General features: G+C 67.3%; 18 protein-coding genes and 2 pseudogenes. 6 read left to right on the top strand and 14 right to left on the bottom strand.

Annotated elements, in window-relative coordinates; translation table 11 throughout:
- Nucleotides 1-53: 53 nt before the first annotated feature.
- Together KXD98_RS03265 and KXD98_RS03260 are read left to right on the top strand one after the other, a co-directional pair.
- The gene (locus tag KXD98_RS03265; protein WP_260761857.1) at nucleotides 54-1,034 is read left to right on the top strand and encodes a TerC family protein; all 981 of its coding nucleotides are present in this window, start codon (nucleotides 54-56) and stop codon (nucleotides 1,032-1,034) included.
- A gap of 39 nt (nucleotides 1,035-1,073) precedes the next feature.
- Complete coding sequence (locus KXD98_RS03260; protein WP_260761856.1) at nucleotides 1,074-1,457, top strand: winged helix-turn-helix domain-containing protein; 384 nt, start codon at nucleotides 1,074-1,076, stop codon at nucleotides 1,455-1,457.
- Nucleotides 1,458-1,469: 12 nt separating this feature from the next.
- Here the strand turns inward: KXD98_RS03260 and KXD98_RS03255 are convergent, their stop codons facing one another.
- Together KXD98_RS03255 and KXD98_RS03250 are read right to left on the bottom strand one after the other, a co-directional pair.
- Complete coding sequence (locus KXD98_RS03255; RefSeq protein ID WP_260761855.1) at nucleotides 1,470-2,156, bottom strand: demethylmenaquinone methyltransferase; 687 nt, start codon at nucleotides 2,154-2,156, stop codon at nucleotides 1,470-1,472.
- A gap of 30 nt (nucleotides 2,157-2,186) precedes the next feature.
- The gene (locus tag KXD98_RS03250) at nucleotides 2,187-3,308 is read right to left on the bottom strand and encodes a glycosyltransferase family 1 protein (protein ID WP_260761854.1); all 1,122 of its coding nucleotides are present in this window, start codon (nucleotides 3,306-3,308) and stop codon (nucleotides 2,187-2,189) included.
- Nucleotides 3,309-3,405: 97 nt separating this feature from the next.
- Between KXD98_RS03250 and KXD98_RS03245 the strand changes: the two genes are divergently transcribed.
- Entirely contained in the window at nucleotides 3,406-4,092 is a 687-nt protein-coding gene (locus tag KXD98_RS03245) for a thioredoxin domain-containing protein (protein ID WP_260761853.1), read from the top strand.
- On the opposite strand, the gene KXD98_RS03240 is transcribed toward KXD98_RS03245, so the two are convergent.
- Genes KXD98_RS03240 through KXD98_RS03230 form a run of 3 tightly spaced genes read right to left on the bottom strand, consistent with a single transcriptional unit; the run spans nucleotide 4,053 to nucleotide 7,029 of the window.
- The gene (locus tag KXD98_RS03240) at nucleotides 4,053-4,601 is read right to left on the bottom strand and encodes a DUF3592 domain-containing protein (RefSeq protein WP_260761852.1); all 549 of its coding nucleotides are present in this window, start codon (nucleotides 4,599-4,601) and stop codon (nucleotides 4,053-4,055) included. The two genes, KXD98_RS03245 and KXD98_RS03240, sit on opposite strands and share 40 nt — an antisense overlap.
- Entirely contained in the window at nucleotides 4,598-6,244 is a 1,647-nt protein-coding gene (menD, locus tag KXD98_RS03235; RefSeq protein ID WP_260761851.1) for a 2-succinyl-5-enolpyruvyl-6-hydroxy-3-cyclohexene-1-carboxylic-acid synthase, read from the bottom strand. Before menD ends, KXD98_RS03240 begins: the two co-directional genes overlap by 4 nt.
- A 2-nt stretch (nucleotides 6,245-6,246) precedes the next feature.
- Complete coding sequence (locus tag KXD98_RS03230) at nucleotides 6,247-7,029, bottom strand: alpha/beta fold hydrolase (RefSeq protein WP_260761850.1); 783 nt, start codon at nucleotides 7,027-7,029, stop codon at nucleotides 6,247-6,249.
- A 115-nt stretch (nucleotides 7,030-7,144) separates the two neighbouring features.
- Between KXD98_RS03230 and KXD98_RS03225 the strand changes: the two genes are divergently transcribed.
- Nucleotides 7,145-8,005 (top strand): type IV toxin-antitoxin system AbiEi family antitoxin domain-containing protein, encoded by an 861-nt coding sequence (locus KXD98_RS03225; protein WP_260761849.1) that lies wholly within the window; start codon nucleotides 7,145-7,147, stop codon nucleotides 8,003-8,005.
- A gap of 7 nt (nucleotides 8,006-8,012) precedes the next feature.
- Here the strand turns inward: KXD98_RS03225 and KXD98_RS03220 are convergent, their stop codons facing one another.
- Nucleotides 8,013-8,738 (bottom strand): DJ-1/PfpI family protein, encoded by a 726-nt coding sequence (locus KXD98_RS03220; RefSeq protein WP_260761848.1) that lies wholly within the window; start codon nucleotides 8,736-8,738, stop codon nucleotides 8,013-8,015.
- A gap of 11 nt (nucleotides 8,739-8,749) precedes the next feature.
- Complete coding sequence (locus tag KXD98_RS03215; protein ID WP_260761847.1) at nucleotides 8,750-9,712, bottom strand: GlxA family transcriptional regulator; 963 nt, start codon at nucleotides 9,710-9,712, stop codon at nucleotides 8,750-8,752.
- A 297-nt stretch (nucleotides 9,713-10,009) separates the two neighbouring features.
- On the opposite strand from KXD98_RS03215, the pseudogene KXD98_RS03210 reads away from it, so the two are divergent.
- Together KXD98_RS03210 and KXD98_RS03205 are read left to right on the top strand one after the other, a co-directional pair.
- Nucleotides 10,010-10,687 (top strand): annotated as a pseudogene (locus KXD98_RS03210) (class I SAM-dependent methyltransferase); the annotation flags it as partial.
- Between the two features lie 3 nt (nucleotides 10,688-10,690).
- Nucleotides 10,691-11,437: pseudogene (locus tag KXD98_RS03205) on the top strand (SAM-dependent methyltransferase); the annotation flags it as partial.
- A 209-nt stretch (nucleotides 11,438-11,646) separates the two neighbouring features.
- Here the strand turns inward: KXD98_RS03205 and KXD98_RS03200 are convergent.
- The 7 genes from KXD98_RS03200 to KXD98_RS03170 form a co-directional block, all read right to left on the bottom strand.
- Nucleotides 11,647-12,576, bottom strand: coding sequence for an o-succinylbenzoate synthase (locus tag KXD98_RS03200; protein ID WP_260764955.1), 930 nt, complete (start codon nucleotides 12,574-12,576; stop codon nucleotides 11,647-11,649).
- A gap of 54 nt (nucleotides 12,577-12,630) precedes the next feature.
- On the bottom strand, nucleotides 12,631-14,193 hold the full coding sequence (locus KXD98_RS03195) for a long-chain-fatty-acid--CoA ligase (RefSeq protein ID WP_260761846.1): 1,563 nt from the start codon (nucleotides 14,191-14,193) through the stop codon (nucleotides 12,631-12,633).
- A 67-nt stretch (nucleotides 14,194-14,260) separates the two neighbouring features.
- Nucleotides 14,261-14,845, bottom strand: coding sequence for a TetR/AcrR family transcriptional regulator (locus tag KXD98_RS03190; protein WP_260761845.1), 585 nt, complete (start codon nucleotides 14,843-14,845; stop codon nucleotides 14,261-14,263).
- Nucleotides 14,845-15,813 (bottom strand): oxygenase MpaB family protein, encoded by a 969-nt coding sequence (locus tag KXD98_RS03185; RefSeq protein WP_260761844.1) that lies wholly within the window; start codon nucleotides 15,811-15,813, stop codon nucleotides 14,845-14,847. Before KXD98_RS03185 ends, KXD98_RS03190 begins: the two co-directional genes overlap by 1 nt.
- A gap of 63 nt (nucleotides 15,814-15,876) precedes the next feature.
- Entirely contained in the window at nucleotides 15,877-16,470 is a 594-nt protein-coding gene (locus KXD98_RS03180) for a hypothetical protein (RefSeq protein WP_260761843.1), read from the bottom strand.
- Nucleotides 16,471-16,472: 2 nt separating this feature from the next.
- Nucleotides 16,473-17,279 carry a mannan-binding family protein gene (locus tag KXD98_RS03175; RefSeq protein WP_260764954.1) on the bottom strand — a complete coding sequence of 269 codons (807 nt, stop codon included), beginning with the start codon at nucleotides 17,277-17,279 and terminating at the stop codon, nucleotides 16,473-16,475.
- Nucleotides 17,279-17,953 carry a DUF3329 domain-containing protein gene (locus tag KXD98_RS03170; RefSeq protein ID WP_260761842.1) on the bottom strand — a complete coding sequence of 225 codons (675 nt, stop codon included), beginning with the start codon at nucleotides 17,951-17,953 and terminating at the stop codon, nucleotides 17,279-17,281. The genes KXD98_RS03175 and KXD98_RS03170 overlap by 1 nt, the downstream gene beginning before the upstream one ends.
- Nucleotides 17,954-17,970 lie beyond the last annotated feature (17 nt).

Here is a 17,970-nt window from a genome sequence, read left to right as displayed (position 1 = left end):
TTCGGGTATACGCTTCCGGATCGACGGACCCCATCGGGACAGGAGAGCCTTCCATGAGTGATGTTGTCGTCGTTCCTATTTGGGGATGGACCGTGTTGATGGTCGCCATCGTGGCGATGCTGGCCGTCGACCTTTTCCTGCATCGGGACAACCATGTCATCGAATTTCGGGAAGCCGCGACCTGGTCGACGATCTGGATCGCCGCCGGACTGGGTTTCGGTGTGCTGCTGTGGTGGATCTACGGAGGTGAGGTGGCCGGAACGTACTACGCCGGCTACCTGATAGAGAAGGCGCTGTCGGTCGACAACGTGTTCGTGTTCGCACTGATCTTCAGCTACTTCGCCGTCCCCGATCGCTACCAGCACAAAGTGCTGTTCTGGGGCGTCATCGGCGCACTACTGATGCGGCTGGTCTTCATCTTCGTCGGGGTCGAACTGTTGACCGCCTTCTTCTGGACCGCGTACCTGTTCGGCGCGTTCCTGATCTATACCAGCTACAAGATGGCGTTCAGGCGCGACGACGAGATACACCCCGAACGCATGCTCCTGGTGCGTCTGGTCCAGCGGCTGATTCCCACCGACCCCCGTTACCACGGCGAGCGCCTGTTCGTCCGGATCGACGGAAAACGCATGGCAACAATGCTTTTCGTGGCGCTGGTGGCGATCGAGGGCAGCGACCTGATCTTCGCCATCGACTCGGTGGCCGCAGTCCTGGCGATCACCACCAGCACCTTCCTCGTGTGGACGGCCAACGCCTTCGCCGTACTGGGGCTGCGCAGCCTGTACTTCTGCTTGGCCGGCCTGTTACGGCGATTCATCTACCTGCACTACGGGCTGGCGTTCCTGTTGTTCTTCGCCGGGGCGAAGCTGATTCTATCCGAAACCCCGGTCGGCAAGCTCCCGATCCCGCTGACCCTGTCGGTCATCGTGGTGACCCTGGCCACCTCCATCGTCACCAGCATGCTGGCCACCCGTAACACCCGTCCCGGCGCCGACGAGCCGCCACGCAGCGACGCGGTGCGTCCGCACGACTGAAGAACAAGACGTGAATCACAAAGTATGATCGAAGCCGCTATGGTTGCGGCGAAACAGAGGAACACACCGAAGCAGACGACGACCGGTACCCGCACCAGAAAAGCGGCGCCGGCCAAGAAATCCGCGCACGACGGCGCCACCTCCGGGGGGCCGCCACGAGGGTGGACCTTCCTGACCAACCACGCCCACGCGCTGCTGTGTCTGGCGCAGGGCGAGTCGCTGACCGCCCGCGAGTTGAGCCTGCGCATCGGCATCACCGAGCGTTCGGTACAGGCCATCCTGGCCGACCTGATCGCCGACGGCTATCTGGAGAAGTCCAAGGTCGGACGGCGCAACAGCTACACGGTCAATCCGAAGGGCCGGCTGCGCCACCCCCTGGAGGCCGCCCACACCGTCGGTGATCTCATCGATGCGCTGACCTGAGGGGGAAGAGCGTCAGGCTTTGACCGCAGCGTGCAGCGCCACGATTCCGCCGCTGAGGTTGCGCCACCGCACCTGCGACCAGCCGGCCGCCGCGATCCGCCCGGCCAGCGCCGGCTGATCGGGCCATGCCCGGATCGACTCCGCCAGGTAGACATAGGCGTCCGGGTTCGACGACACCGCGCGAGCCATCCTGGGCAGCGCCTGCATCAGGTACTCCTTGTACACCGTGGCGAACAGCCCGTTGGTCGGTGTGGAGAACTCACACACCACCAGCCGTCCGCCCGGTCGGGTCACCCGCGCCATCTCCCGCAGGCCCGCTGAATGATCGACCACGTTACGCAGCCCGAAACTGATCGTGACCGCGTCGAAGACACCGTCACCGAACGGCAGCCGGGTTGCGTCCCCGGCGACCTTCGGGACGTCACGCGCCGCGCCGGCGCCGAGCATCCCGACCGAGAAGTCCGCCGCCACACACCACGCGCCGGAACCGGCCAGCTCCACCGTCGACACCGCGGTGCCGGCGGCCAGGTCGAGCACCTTGTCCCCCGGCCCGATCCGCAACGCCTGCCGGGTCGCCCGGCGCCAAAACCTGTCCTGCCCCAGCGACAGCACGGTGTTGGTCAGGTCGTAGCGGCGCGCCACCCCGTCGAACATCGACGCGACCTCGTGGGGGTCCTTCTCCAGCGACGCGCGGTTCATGCGGTCAAAGCTACCGGGGACCCTCCCCGCTCACGCCACCTGGCGGCCCCGGGTCCCGACCACGGTCTCGTAGTGGGTCAGCAGCTGGTCGCAGATCAGCGGCCAGGTGCGGCCGATCACGCTGCGCCGGGCGGCCACCGCGTAGCGTGGCCGCTCGGCCAGCAGATGCCCGACGGCTGCGGGCAGCCGCCGTTCGAACTCCGCCACCGGCAGCAACAGACCGGTGTGCATCGGCGTCACCAGGTCGCGCGGACCGCCGGCATCTGGTGCGACGACCGGCAGGCCCGAGGCCATGGCCTCCTGCACCGTCTGGCAGAACGTCTCATGCTCGCCAGGATGGACGAATACGTCCATGCTGGCATAGGCGCTCGCCAATTGGGGGCCGTACAGCGCACCGGTGAAAACGGCTGCCGGAAGCCGCTTCTGGAGTTTGGCCCGATCAACTCCGTCACCGACGACGACAAGCTGCACATCGTCGGTGAGCGCCGCCAGCCGTTCCACGTGTTTCTCCGGAGCCAACCGGCCGACGAACCCGACGATCGGCTTGCCCTGCGGCGACCAGGCCCCGCGCAGTTCCTCGTCGCGTGCCGAAGGCGCGAAGCCGGTGATGTCGACCCCTCTCGCCCAGCGATACACCCGCGAGACACCATGGGAAGCAAGGTCTTCCATGGCCGAAGTGGACGGCGCCAAAGTCCGGTCGGCGTGGTTGTGCAACCGGCGCGTCCACGCCCAGGCGGCGCGGGACAATACGCCCACGCCATAACTCTGCGCGAAACCTGCCACGTCGGTCTGGAAGACCGCGACGGACGGCACACCCAGACGCCGCGCCGCGTGTACCCCGCCCCACCCCAGCAGTGCCGGTGAGGCCAGATGCACGACATCGGGATCGAAACCGCGCAGTACACCGACCATCCGCGGCCACGGGATTCCCAGCGGCAACGAGGTGACTCGGGGGAACATCCGCGAAGGCACCCGGTGGACCCGGATACCGTCGTGCACCCGGTCGGCCGCCGGCTGCCCGGGCGGCGTGTCGGGTGCGATGACCATCACCTCATGCCCCGTGCGGCGCAAGTGCTCGATGACCCGCAGCACCGAGTTGGTGACGCCGTTGACGTTGGGGAGGAAGGACTCTGCAACGATCGCAACGCGCACACCGCGACGGTGACACCACCACCTGTCCGGCAGGTTGCCGACAGGGATATGTCGCGAGAACTGTGCCAACCGGCGATCCGACCGTCAGGATGGTCGCATGCGTCGCACTCGCTTTCTGATCCTGATCTCGGCGTTGTGCCTGGTGATCGGCGCTGTCGGCTGCACTCGGCAGCTTCCGGGCAGCGCTGTCGCGTCGGCGGTCACCGCGCCGGTGACGATCTCCGAGGATGGCTACGGCATCGTCGCCGGTTTCGACGACGCTGAAGCCCACGTGGAGATCTACACCGAGCCGCAGTGCACCCACTGCGCCGACCTGCAACGCGATTTCGGCGACGAACTGGCCTACTACATCGCCGTGGGCGCCCTGCGCGTGACCTACCGGCCGCTGATCTTCCTCGACGAGGATTACGACGGCTACTCGGCCACCGTGGCCAACGCCATGTTCGTCGCCGCCATACCCGTCGGTGACCAGGCCACCACCGGCGCGCAGTTCCAGCGCTTCGTCGGCGCGTTGTGGGCCAATCAGGACACCGGTGGTCAACCCTTCAGCGGAACCGAACTGCGCGATATGGCGCGCGGCGCCGGTCTGCCCGAGGCGGTGGCGGCCCGCATCGCCGACGGCACCGAGGGTGTCGACGTCATCGACATGGATGATGCCAACTTCGCTTTCCTGTTCGACGTCGACCCGTACGAAGCCGGCACCCCGACGGTCTTCGACATCGACGCCGATCGCAAGCTCGACATCTACGACGACGACTGGCTCGACGAGCTCGTCAACTCCTGATCGGCATCGAGGCGCCGCTGGATCAGCGCGGTGGCGGCCAGCGCGGCGCCGGCGATGATCCAGCCGACCACCGCGATGGAACCGGCCGGGATGATCGCCAGCGATGCATCGCGGTCGCGCACTCGGACCAGGTCGGGGTCGTTGACGTCATACTCGACGTAGATGCGCATACCGTTCTCCAGCTCGGAGGGATAGAGCACCCCCAGCTCGGGACGATAGGTCACCCGGTCGGGGGTGACGAACTCGATCGTGGAACGGCGCGGGCCGGCGTCGAGGACATTGGCCTCGGCCACCCCGAGGTGGTTCTCGATCTGACTGTCGTTGCGCCACGCCCCGAGGATCAGCAGCACCGACTGCAGCGTCACCAGACAGGCCATCACCACGATGCCGATCCGGATACGCCGCAGGATCCGGCCCTTGCGGGTCTCCCCCGGCTCACCGTAGAGGTGCGGAATGATGGTCTGGCGCAGGGCTTTCAGGCGCCGGATCAGCTCCGAGACTGCGCTCACAGGGCAGCCTTGATCGACGCGTGCAACGCCCGCAGCGACGACCGGTCAGCTTTGACCTCCAGCACCCGCATGCCGTCGAACGGTTCGTCGAGCGCGTCGGCCAGTTGCGCGGCCTCGATCTGCCGGCTCTCGACGTGATAGGCCCGGCACAACGCGCCCACGTCCACGTCGTGCGGGGTGCCGAAGATCCGCGAGGACACATCGGAGAAGCGCGGATCACCCTGTTCGAGCAGCTCGAAGATGCCGCCGCCGTTGTCGTTGGACACCACGATCGTCAGCTGTCGCGGAGTCGGCTCGGTGGGGCCGATCAGCAGACCCGAGCTGTCGTGGACGAACGTCAGGTCGCCGATCAGCGCGACGGTGCGCCCGCCGCTGCGGTCGTGGGCCAGCGCGGCGCCGATCGCCGTCGACACCGTGCCGTCGATGCCCGCAACGCCCCGGTTGGAGCGCACCCGGACCTCGGCGGTGTTGAAACCCACCAACGCGATATCCCGGACCGGGTTCGACGCACCGAGTACCAGCTGATCACCGGGCCGCACCGCGTCGGCGACCGCGGCGGCCACGTGTAGACCGGTCGTCAACGGGTGTGTGGCCAGTTGACCGCGGACCGCGTCGATGGCATGCCGGTGCGCGTCGGCACACCGACGTAGCCAATCCGGTGACGGCGCACCCGCCGTGACTGCGCGGGTGCCGGTGGCTTGCGAGTTGCCCGACACGTCGGGCCAGCGCGGCCCCGTCGTCAACGCGAACACCGGCACCGACGGATCGGCCAGCAGCGCCGAGACCGGACGGTGCAGTGTCGGGCGTCCCAGCATGATGACCTGCTTCGGCCGAATCAGACTCAGCGCCAACGGGTGTAGCGGAGTCTGCGCATACGGGGCGGTGGGTTCGGCAACGGTCGGCAGATGGGCCAGGTTCGGGTGCACACCGGCGCCATGACCGGCGATCACGACGGTGTCGGGGGTGAGGTCGATGTCCAGCGGCTGATCGAAACTCACCGGCGGGGTGTAGGTCCATGGTTTGCCGTCGGGACGACCTTGCGGCACGTAGGGCACCGCGGGCTCCGCCGCACCGGGCACCAGAGGTTCCCGCAGCGGGATGTCGAACTGCACCGGTCCGGCGTTGGCCGACCGAGAACCTGTGGCGGCCACCAGAACCCGGCACGTGGCCGACCGCCACTGAGCGTTGAGCGAGGTGAGGTCAGCGGCCGCCCCGGCCGGGTCGGGGGCCAGCCCCAGACTGATGTTGGCGCGCACCTGAGTGCCGAAGTACCCCAGCTGCTCGAAGGTCTGATTGGCGCCCGTACCCAGCAGCTCGTAGGGTCGGTTGGCCGACAGCACGATCAGCGGCACCCGTGCGTAGTTGGCCTCCACCACGGCCGGACCCAGGTTCGCCACCGCTGTGCCCGACGTCATCGCCACGCACACCGGGGCCCGCTCGGCGACCGCCAGCCCGATGGCCAGGAAACCGGCGGTGCGCTCGTCGATGCGCACGTGCAGCCGCAACCGGCCGGCGCGGTCGGCGTCGTGCAGCGCAAATGCCAGCGGCGCGTTGCGTGACCCGGGGCACAACACGACATCGCGGACACCGCCGCGGATCAGTTCGTCGACGACCACGCGGGCCTGCGTCGTCGAAGGGTTCACCTCTACAGACTATCGGCGAAGAATTCGAGGATCGCGGTGTTGACGACCTCGGGCTTCTCGATGAAGCCGAGATGGCCGGTGGCAGGGATCTCCAGGAAGCGGGCGTTGGGCATCGCGTTGGCGACCTCACGACCGAGGTGGGACGGCAGCAGCACGTCGTCCTCGAAGCCGATCACCAGAGCCGGGGTCTGGATGTGTTGATAGGCCGGCAGGCGGCTGCTCTCCGGCGAGACGGCCATCTGCGCGCGCAGCCCGGGAGTGGGCTTCTGCGGCCACATGGTGAACATGTCGATCCAGTCGCGCACCGCATTGTCGTCATTGAGGGTTTTCGGCGAAAAGCTTTCCAGCAGGCGTAATCTCGCGTCGTACTCCGGTGGTAGCTGCACGCCGGATTCGAGCAGCGCCCGCTCGGCCTGCCCGAAAAAGGTGCGGGTGCGGTCGTGGCGGCCGCGGGTGGCCATCAACACCGCCGAGTGGACCAGTTCCGGACGAACCACCATCAGCTCCTGGGCGATGAAGGAGCCCATCGAGACGCCGACGATGCGCACCGGCGCCAAGCTGAGCGCCTCGATCAGGCCGACGACGTCGCCGACCATGGTCTCGGTGGTGAAGCCTTCGGCGTTCTCGGTGGCGCCGATGCCGCGGTTGTCGAAGGTCACACAGCGGTAGCCGGCGCGGGTGAACACCGGAACCTGGTGCAGGTGCCAGGTCCGGCCCGCACCGCCGCGACCGGCGATGAACAGCACCGGCTCCCCCGAGCCGCGGTCGTCAAAAGCCAGATTCACCCCGCCGACGCTACTGCCTCGCGATTTCGGCGCGCTGACGCACCCTCAGCGTCGCTTGGCGCGCCGAAATCGCGCCGGAGGGAACCCGGAAGTGGATCAGTGGCGTCCAAAACGCATGCTCTCTGACTACCTGCGCAAGCAGGACGGCGTGATCACACTGCAGCAGGCCCGCCAAGCGGGCGTGAGCAGACGCTCGGTCCAGCGCCGAGTGGAATCCGGCCGGTGGCGCCGATGCACTCCCGGGGTGTACTTCGTCGACGACCGGCCATTCACCGACGCCGCCCGGGTGCGGGCAGCGGTATGGGGGTACGGGGCGCTGTCGGCGGCCAGCGGACTGACCGCGGCCTGGTGGCATGGCCTGACCCGGTTCCTTCCCGACGAACTCGAGGTGACCGTCCCACGCGACAGCCACGGCCGCCGTCGCCCCGACATCCGGGTGCGGCGCCGCAACCTCGCCGCCGCCGACATCGTCGAGGTCAACGGCGTGCGTCTCACCGCTCTGCCACTGACCGTTGTCGAAGCTGCGGCCAAACGGCGCGACGGCGCCAAGCTGATGGACAACGCATTGCAGCGGCACGTCGACACCGCGAGCCTGTGGCGTGCGCATCTGCGCAACAAGGGCCGCTACGGGTCACCCCGCGCCCGGATCTTGCTGCAAGCTGCCGATAGCGGCGCGCGCTCCGAGGCAGAGCGGATCCTGCACCAGCTCCTCCGGGGCGCGGGATTCACCGGCTGGAAGGCGAACTACCGGGTCGCCGGCTACCGGGTGGACGTGGGGTTCCCGGGACCCAAGGTGGCGGTCGAGGTGGACGGCTTCGCGTTCCACAGTGGCGCCGACGAGTTCCAGATCGATCGCGTGCGCCAGAACGAGATCGTGACGCAGGGATGGCAGGTGCTGCGGTTCACCTGGCTGGACCTCACTGAGTACCCCGAGCGCGTCATCACCGTCCTCCGCGCCGCGATTTCGGCGCGCTGACGCACCCTCAGCGTCGCTTGGCGCGCCGAGATCGCACGGAACGGACTGCGGCATCCCACAGCAGGCCGGTCGAGGCGGCCAGCGCGGCGGGTTTGACCAGCTCGCGACCCATCATCGCGGTGGCGGTGGCTTTGGTCGACACCGAGGCTTTCGACATGTGCCCGCTGTCGTACGGCGGCTGCGGGTCGTACTCCATCGACAACTGGATGGCCTTGGCCTTGGCCTCCCCACCGATCTGACCGGCCAGCCACAGCCCCAGGTCGATGCCTGCCGATACCCCTGCGCACGTGACCGTCTTGTCGTCGGCAGCCACGACGCGCTCGTCGTCGACGGGGATGGCCCCGAAGGTGCGCAGCATCGACAGCGCCGCCCAGTGCGATGTGGCCCGCTTGCCGTCCAGCAGGCCGGCGGCAGCCAGGATCAGCGCCCCGGAGCACACCGAGGCCGTCCAGGTCGTCGTGGCGTGGGCGGTGCGCACCCAGTCGAGCACCTTGGAATCGCGAGCGTGCTCCATCGTCGAGAAGCCCCCGGGAACCAGCATCACGTCCGGCGACGGGGTTTCCTCGAACGTGTGTGTGGCGCCGACGAGCAGCACCGCGGAGTCGGCCGCGATCGGCCCCGGCTCGTGCCAGACGAACCGGACCTCGGCGCCGGGCAGATAGCGCAGCGACTCGTAGGGACCGATGAAGTCCAGCGCAGTGAAACCGGGGTAGAGCAGGACGGCGATCTGCATGGTGATTCTCCTCAGGCGAAGGTCTTGCGGTATCGGTCGGGGGAAATTCCGAGACGGCGAACAAAGTTGCGCCGCAACGTTTCTGCGCTGCCGAATCCGCAGCGGGCGGCGATCACGCTCAGGGTGTCGTCGGTTTCTTCGAGCTGACGGCGTGCGGCGTCGGTGCGAATCCGTTCGACGTAGGCGCCCGGCGGTTCACCGACCTCGTCGGTGAACACCCGGGTGAAGTGGCGCGGGCTCATCGCGGCCCGCGCGGCCAGCTCGGCGACGCTGTGCGAGCCGCCGGGATCGGCCTCGATGGCCTCCTGCGCATCACGTACCGGGGTGCGCCGGGCACGCGGCATCCACACCGGCGCGGCGAACTGGGTCTGCCCGCCGGGGCGGCGCAGGTACATCACCAGATACCTGGCGACGGTCTGCGCCGCCTCGGTACCGTGATCGTCCTCGACCAACGACAGCGCCAGATCCAGTCCCGCGGTCACGCCCGCGGCGGTCCACACCTTGGCCGAGCTGCGGACGAAGATCGGATCCGGGTTGACCGTCACATGCGGGAACTCGGTGGCCAGCTGCGCCGCATAGGCCCAGTGGGTGGTGGCCACACACCCGTCGAGCAGCCCGGCCTCGGCGGCCAGCACGGCACCGGTGCATACGCTGACCACCCGGCGCGCGGTGCGGGCCACCGCAGAAATCCAATCGACCAGTTCCTCGTCGTGGCGGGCGGCGTGGGTGCCGATGCCACCCGGGAGCACCACGGTGTCTACCGGCTCGGCCGGGTCCGGCAGCGGTTCGGCGACCAGGGTCAGCCCCGTGCCGGTACTGACCGGCCGGCCGGCGGCCGACACCACCCGCACGTCGTAGCCGTCGGCACCGGTCGCAGCCAGGTACGCCGACGCTCCGGTGAACACCTCGAACGGCCCGACCATGTCGAGGGCCTGCACCCCGGCAAACCCTACGACGAGCACGGTGCGGACCATGCACTCAGTGTCGAGCGCAACCACCGATGTCGTCTAGGCCATGCATCCCACAGATCAGGACAACCGGGGGTGGCCACCCTGCCCACCGGTCGCGGGAATTTGCCAGTGCCCTACAGTAAAAGCGCGGTGTGGGTGCGGCGGGAGTCGCCCGTCCCCCGCTCTGCGGGGAACGGCGCAGCTACGACTTCGCCCCCGATACCGCGGACGACGTGCGCATTCCTCGTGTGATGGCAGGATCAGCGCACGCGTGACCCCTTTCCCGAGAGCGTGCGCCCGCAACGGGAACAGAAAGGTCTCATGTCTTCCACGACCACCCAGGCCAATGCAGAACTGCGGTTGCGTGAACAGAACTATGGTGACGATCCCTTAGCTGATCGCGACACCGATCTCTATCGCGGCGAGTACGTCATGAGCTTTGTGGAGAAGTGGGACGAACTCATCGACTGGGATGCTCGAGCCCAGTCCGAGGGCCGATTCTTCATCGACGTGCTGCGCGCCCGCGACAAGAAGAGCGTGATCGACGTGGCCACCGGGACCGGCTTTCACTCGGTGCGCCTGACCGAAGCCGGCTTCGACGTCACCAGCGCCGACGGGTCGGCCGCGATGCTGGCCAAGGCGTTCGAGAACGGCAAGAAGCGCGGGCTGATCCTCAAGAGCGTCCAGGCCGACTGGCGCCAGCTCAACAAGAGCATCCAGGGCAAATACGACGCCATCATCTGCCTGGGCAACTCGTTCACCCATCTGCACGACGAGCAGGACCGTCGCCGCGCGCTGGCCGAGTTCTACGCCGCGCTGCGCCACGACGGCATCCTGATCCTCGACCAGCGCAACTACGACGAGATGCTCGATCACGGCTTCTCCTCGAAGCACAAGTACTACTACTGCGGTGAGCAGGTCACCGCGGAACCGGAGCACGTCGACGACGGCCTGGCCCGGTTCAAGTACACCTTTCCCGACGGGTCGGAATACACACTCAACATGTTCCCGCTGCGCAAGAACTATGTGCGGCGGCTGATCCGGGAGGCCGGCTTCGAGCGAGTCCGCACCTACGGCGACTTCCAGGAGACCTACCAGGAGAACGAGCCGGACTTCTTCGTCCACGTCGCCGAGAAGTCGGTGGACGACCTGGAATCCGACGATGCCGCCGCCGAGGCCGCCGAGGCCTACTACGACAGCGACGACGCCGACAACTTCTACTCGCTGATCTGGGGCGGCGAGGACATCCACGTGGGGTGCTACGAGAACACCACCGACATCGGCTCTGCCGGCGTGGACACGGTGGACCGGATGTCCGGGCTGCTGTCGACGCTGAGCGCCGAGGCCATGGTGGTCGACCTGGGCGCCGGCTACGGCGGTTCGGCGCGGCGCCTGGCCAGCGTGCACGGCTGCAAGGTCACCTGCGTCAACATCTCCCAGACCCAGAACGACACCAACCGGACCAAGAACCGCCAGTGCGGGCTGGACCGCCAAATCCACGTCATCCACGGAAGTTTCGACGACGTGCCGATGCCGCCGGAAAGCGCCGACGTCATCTGGTCGCAGGACGCGTTCCTGCACGCCCCGGACCGGCGCAAGGTTCTCCAGGAAGCCTTCCGGCTGCTCAAGCCCGGCGGTGAGCTGGTGTTCACCGATCCGATGCAAGCCGACGATGTTCCCGAGGGTGTGCTGGCGCCGGTGTATGACCGGCTCAACCTGCGCGACCTGGGGTCCATGCGGTTCTACCGGGAGGCCGCGCTGGCCATCGGGTTCGAGGTGCTCGACCAGGTCGACTTGGTGGGCAATCTGCGCACCCATTACGACCGGGTGCGACAGGAGCTGGAATCGCGGCGCGGCGAGCTCGAGCAGAAGTCTTCGCCGGAGTATCTCGACAAGATGGTGGTCGGGCTGCGCAATTGGGTCGAGGCCGCAGACCGCGGTCACCTCGCGTGGGGAATTCAGCGGTTCCGCAAGCCACTCTGAGTGGATTGCAGCGGGAAACACTCGGTGACGCGGTCGATCCACCACTGACGACGCTGGGCTGAGGCCGTCAGCGCGGCGAGGCGGGCCGGATCCGGAACCACTGTCGTGACCGGCAGATACCCGTCGACCGGCGTCAGCGCCGCGGCGACATCCTCGACGAACAGGCTGCCGGTGCCCAGGCCACAGGCGTGGCCGAGCTCGGGCAGCGCACCGGCTGCCCGCAGTCCGGTGCCGATGCCGACCGCCGAATCCAGCGCGCTGGACACCACCACCGGGATGTCTATCGCGGCGGCGATGTCGAGCATCGCGGCCACCCCGCCCAGCGGCGCGACCTTGAGCACCGCCACGTCGGCCGCGCCGCTGCGCACCACATGCAGCGGGTCGGATGCTTTGCGGATGCTCTCGTCGGCGGCGATCGGCACGTCGATGCGCCGCCGTACCTCGGCCAGCTCGGCCACCGTGCGACACGGCTGCTCGAGATACTCCAGGAGGCCGTCGGCGGTCAACGCCTGAGCGGCCGTAACGGCCTCGTCGACGGTCCAGCCGCCGTTGGCATCGACACGCACCGTCGGCACCAGGGCACGGACCGCGTTGACCCGGGCGACGTCGTCGGCCAGCGATTGGCCGGCTTCGGCGACCTTGACCTTGGCGGTGCGCGCTCCCGGAAAGCGGGCCACGATGTCGGGCACGTCGGCGGCCGGCACCGCCGGCACCGTCGCGTTGACCGGGATCCGGTCACGCCGGGTCGGGGGCAGCGGCCGGTAGGCTGCCGCGATTCCGGACGCCAGCCAGTGCGCGGCCTCGGCCGGCTCGTACTCGAGGAACGCGCCGAACTCACCCCAGCCCTGCGGGCCGTCGATCAGCGCGACCTCGCGAACGGTGATGCCGCGGAAGCGAACCCGCATCGGCAGCGACACCACATGCAGTCGGTCCAGGACATCGGACAGCTCCACCACGAGCTAGACCGTGGCGCGGTCGCGGCCGTCCCAATGTGGTTTGCGCAGTTCCTTTTTCAGGATCTTGCCGGTGGGGTTACGGGGCAGCTCGTCGACGATGTCGACGCTCTTCGGGCACTTGTAGCCCGCCAATCGCTCACGGGCGAACGCGATGAGGTCCTTCTCGGCGACCTCCGTATCGGTCACCACAACGGCCTTGACCACCTCGCCCCACTTCTCGTCGGGCACCCCGATCACCGCGACATCGACCACGGCCTCGTGCTCGGCCAGCACCCGCTCCACCTCGATCGAGTAGATGTTCTCGCCGCCGGAGATGATCATGTCCTTGAGCCGGTCCTCGACGAAGATGTAACCGTCCTCGTCGACGCGGCCGATGTCGCCGGTACGGAACCAACCATCCTCGGTGACCGCCTCCGCAGTGGCGTCAGGCTTGTTGTGGTAGCCCTTCATCAACTGCGCTGTGCGAAACCATAATTCACCCTGCTCGTTGGTGGGCACCTCCTCCAGGGTGTCCGGGTCGACGACGCGCACCTCGGCGTTGTTGGTCAGCCGCCCGGCGCTCTGCAGCCGCTCGGGCCGCTCGTCGGTGCGGTGATCCTCGGGCAGCAGACGGCTGATCACACCGCAGACCTCGGTCAGACCGTAAACCTGGATGAAATCGGTGTCCGGCCAAGCCTTCAACGCCTGACGCAGCAAAGGCAGCGGCATGGGTGAAGCGCCGTAGCCGAACGTCTTGAGTGCGGCGAAGAGTTTGACCGCGTCCGGCCCGGCGTCGAGCACCTTGGCCAGCACGGCCGGCACCAGGAAGGTCCGGTTGGCGCCCTTGAGGATCGCCCCGGCCAGCGCGCCACCGTCGACCTCGCGGGTCATCACACTCGGCACGCCGTCATGGATACCGAACTGCACATATGACGATCCGCCGACGTGGAACAGCGGCATCGACACCATGCTCTTGTCACCCTCGTCGAAGGTGAAGCCATCGTGGTTGTTGACGATATGGGCGATCAGGTTGCTCTGCGTCAACTGCACGCCCTTGGGCCGGCCGGTCGTGCCCGACGAGTACATGATGATGGCGACGTCCTCCGGGTCGACGTCGTCGCTGCGCTCGACCGGGGTAGCCGACGCGAGCAGGGTCTCGTACTCGTCGTCGCCCTCCGGTGTGACGGTGATGATCTGATCGATACCGGAGAGCTTGTCGGCGATCCGATCGATCACCGGCTTGAACTCCGCACCGACGATCAAGAGTTTGGCACCGGAGTCGTTGAGCACGTAGTCGAGTTCGTCGGCCGCGAGCCGGAAGTTGATGATCGCGGTGGCCGCGCCCAGCGAGGCCGCGGCGAAGGTCAGCTCCACGCACGCGGGGTGGTTCATGTCCAGGAAGGACACCACGTCTCCGCGCCCGATCCCGCGTTCCTTCAGCGCTCCGGCCAGCCGACGGACACGGTCGTTCCACTGCGCCCAGGTCCAGTTGCGGTCCAGGTAGTCCATGGCCTCGGCGTCAGGTTTGGTCGCGGCCCAATGCGTGAGGCGGTCATCGAGAAAGCGGGGTTCGGGCAGTTCAGCCATGGTCAAAGGGTGCCACCTCGCCGCAATGTGTTCGACAATTTCGTCCAAACCTCCTGCTCATCGGTACTCAGTGGACCAGCGGGGCCAGGTGGGCCCGGGCATAGTCGGCAACGGCGGTGTCCTCGCCGACGTCCAAGACGGGTGTGCTGACCTGCACCAGGGATGCTGCCAGCCGGATGTGGATCTCGGCGACGGCCAGCAGTGCGTCATCGGGCATCGTCGCGCCGGCGGCCCGCAATGCCTTGGCCATCGCGGTGGCCGCACTGATCAGGAACTGCCGCGCCTCGTCGGCCATGTTCGCGGTGGTGGTGAAATCCCGGTCGAGTTGCAGGAAACGGCGCATCACCGGTTCACCGGTCAGCAATCGCACGCCCTCCCGGAACGCCGCCACCGACGCCTCCTGCGGACCCCCGTCGATCGTGACGGTCTGCAGCCGCGCCATCGCGAAGTCGAAAGTCTGCCTACCCAATTCGGTGACCAACGCGTCCCTGGTCGGAAACCGGCGGTACAGCGTGCTGCGGCTGACGCCGGCCTGACGGGCGACGACGTCCATGCTGAGTCGCCCCACCCCGACCATGGCGACCTCTTCGGCGGCAGCCTTGAGGATCGCCGACTCCTGCTCGGTCCGGCTGCCGGTGGTGCGCCGGGCCATCAGGGCCGGCCCGCGGGGCAGCGGCCGGCCGGCGGTGCGAACGAGTCCAGCGCCACCGACCGATGGAGGTGCACCAGCTTCTCGTACTCGATCCGATTGCGGGCCAGCGGAATCAGCAGGAGTCGATCGGGCAGCGTCCGCCAGGCCAACTGCAGAAGGCCGGTGTAAAGCGTGAACTCGCGGTCATGGCGGGACCGCCAGTGGAATCCGGTCAGCTCCCGGATGCCCGGATGCAGGATGCCGAACGAGCAGATCTTGACCACCCGGCCGGCGAACGGGCGAAGCGCCAGCCAGGGCGGGGTGAGCACAGCGCGCAGAGCCGGCGGTAGCACCAGCGTGGGTAGCGGCAGCCGGGTCAGGTCGGCGGTGACGCGGCGCAGGAACGGATTGGTGGCCAGCTCCTCGCGCACCATGGTCTCGTAGTACTCGGACGCCTCGGTGTAGGTGGCGGGCAGCTTCGCATTCTTTCCGGGCAGCTCCAACGAGCGGAACGCCTCGAGCAGCTGCTGGTAGGCGGCCTCCCGTTCGGCGTCATTGAGAGTGATCCCGGTGCACGGGGTGAACGAATTCAGCACGATGAACAGGCCGCTGACCGCGATCCAGTTCCACAGCTTGGGATCCAGCGCGCTGTAGCGCACGTCGGCGAAGTCCCCGGCGCCCGTGCCCCGGACCTCGCGGTGCATGGTTTTGAGCCGTTCACCCTCGACAGCGCGATCGTGCGCATCACCCCAGATGGCCAGGAACGCTGAGAACCCGCTGCGCACACCGCGATCAGTGAAGTTGTCGGCGAACCGGCCGGTCTTGTCCACTGCGGCGGCCACCGGCACCAGCGCGACCTCGTCGAAGGCCGCTGCCCCGAAGAAGCCGCCGAACACACTGCCGGAGTGCTTGCGGAACTCGCGCATCACCCACAGGCGCAGCGGGGGCGCGGCGATCTGCGCAGTGTTGTTGCTGCCTATCGCCACCATGGCGCCTCCCGGTTGCCGATGACACAAAGACTACATTTTTGTGTCAACATGTCAACAACCGGGTCAGGCTCCTGCGCAGACGCCGGAATCTCGTATCACGCCGCCGTACACGTTCGCGGTCGCGGTGTTGGCGTTGATCTGCCCCGCCGGGACTTCGCGGGCGATCTTGTCGCTGATCTGGGTGAGTTGGTACCAGAGCCGGTAAATCGAATCCCCGTGGAACAACGGTGAATACTCGCTCTGGTCGGGATAGTTGACGATGAACAGAGTGTCTGCGCGCGGCTGGAGAAATGCCGCCGACTGGTTCAAATTGGCCGCGACGACGTTCGCAGCGGCCTGGACGGCTGGGTCGGCCCAGTCGTCACGTCGCTCGGCCAGAAACCTCTGAAAACCGAAGGCCTGGTTGATCAGTTCGTCGTACTGGGCGTTGAACCACTGACAGGACTCGCGTTGGGCGGTGACCTGTTCGGGCGTGACCCGGTTCTGCCACAGGTTGTAGGGCCACACGGTGTAGTTGGGTGACCAGCTCGACGGGTACGGAACGAAGACCGGCATCGTCGCTGCATCGGAGTCATTCTCGGGCTGGGCGCCACCCGGTGCGGCAGCGATCACGGGCAGACACAGCACGGCCATGGCCACGATCAACCGACGAAACATCGCTACAGCCCACCGAATTCGGGACGCAGTACCGGCGACAGCGCCGACAGCGGGATCCGGGCCTGTACCGTGCCACCGTCCATGAACCACTGCAGGGCGCCCGGCGAGAAGTTGATGGGCGAATCGCGCCCCACGGGGTAGTCCGGCATGTAGAGGATCAGCTCGTCGGGGGTCAGCGCCCACGCTCTGTATCCCCCCGAATACACCTTGTCCGGCGTCCAGCGTTCCGGGATGAACGGATAGGTTCCCGGTTGGTGCGGCGGCGGTGCGGCATCGAGGGCAGCGACGATGAACGGCGCACCGAGGCGCGGGATCTCGGCCAGGTGATCGACGCCTGGTTTGAACAGATCGGCCAGTTGCACCTGCCGCCCGCCGGCGAAGGTGAAGGTCCGGTACGCGTCGCTGATGATGGGCGCGTTCGGATGGGCCAAGGCGTCGGTACCGACGGTTCCCGAGTACATCTCGTGGAAGACGGCCGTCATCGCCTCGCCGTGCTGAAAGATCTGGAAATGTTGCTCCCCGAAGCTGTCCTGGACCATCGCCTTGGCCGCGTTGCGCCAGTTGTTCATCAGATTGGTCAGGTATTCCCGGATGACGGGGTTCTGCACGAGATCGCCGGGCAGCGCCATCTTGATGTCTCGGACGGCTTTGCGGTCCGAGATCACCGACGTCGTACAGAATTGCCCGTCCCACTGACCGCCCAGCTCATCACAGAACGAGGGTGCTGATGCCGACGCGGGCGATGCGGTGACGCACACCGCCGTGGCCAACACGGCGACCGCGCTCCTGCGAATGAACCGGAGCACGATTACCGCAGCTCGACTTTGCTTGCCAGCCAACGTCCGTCGACGTCCTGCATGGTCATCTTGATTCTGCTGCGGTCGATCCGCGGGTCGGGCACAGCGGTGTTGGACACCGACTGGTCGACGAACAGCAGGACCACGACTTCGTTCTTCGCCGCCGATTCGACAGCCGATTCGGTGACGATGCCGTGGGCGGTGGCCTTGTTGTCGATGAGCAACTGGCGCAGTTCGGCACTGGACTGGGAATACATGTCTTTGAACTCCCCGGTGGCACCGGCGAGGACCTGATTGAAGTTCTCGTCGACGTTGGCCGAGTCGATGCTCGTCAGCACCTGCGCGTAATCCACAGCGGCATTGCGCGCCGCGGCGGCGGCATCGGCGACTTGGCGCTGCTGCCAAAGCTGCCATCCGAGCACCCCGGAGGTGGCGAAGCCGGCGAAGATCAGCAGCGCCACCGCGCCGATTGCGGCGCGGCGACGCCACGGCGGCCGGCCGGCGTCGGTCGCCTTGTCAGATCCCGTCGCGGACTCGGCGACATCAGATCCCGTCGCGGACTCGGCGACATCAGATCCCGTCGCGGACTCGGCGACATCAGGTTCCTCCGCGGACTCGGCGACATCAGGTTCCTCCGCGGCCTTGTCGTCGTCGCGTTCTCGATCGGTCATGACAGTCAATTTCATCTCCTGAAGGCGCTGTT

It is taken from the genome of Mycobacterium sp. SMC-4, assembly GCF_025263265.1.
In the GTDB taxonomy this organism is placed as follows: domain Bacteria; phylum Actinomycetota; class Actinomycetes; order Mycobacteriales; family Mycobacteriaceae; genus Mycobacterium.
Note: the sequence above shows the minus strand (reverse complement) of the source record. Positions and strands in the feature narration are given on the sequence as shown.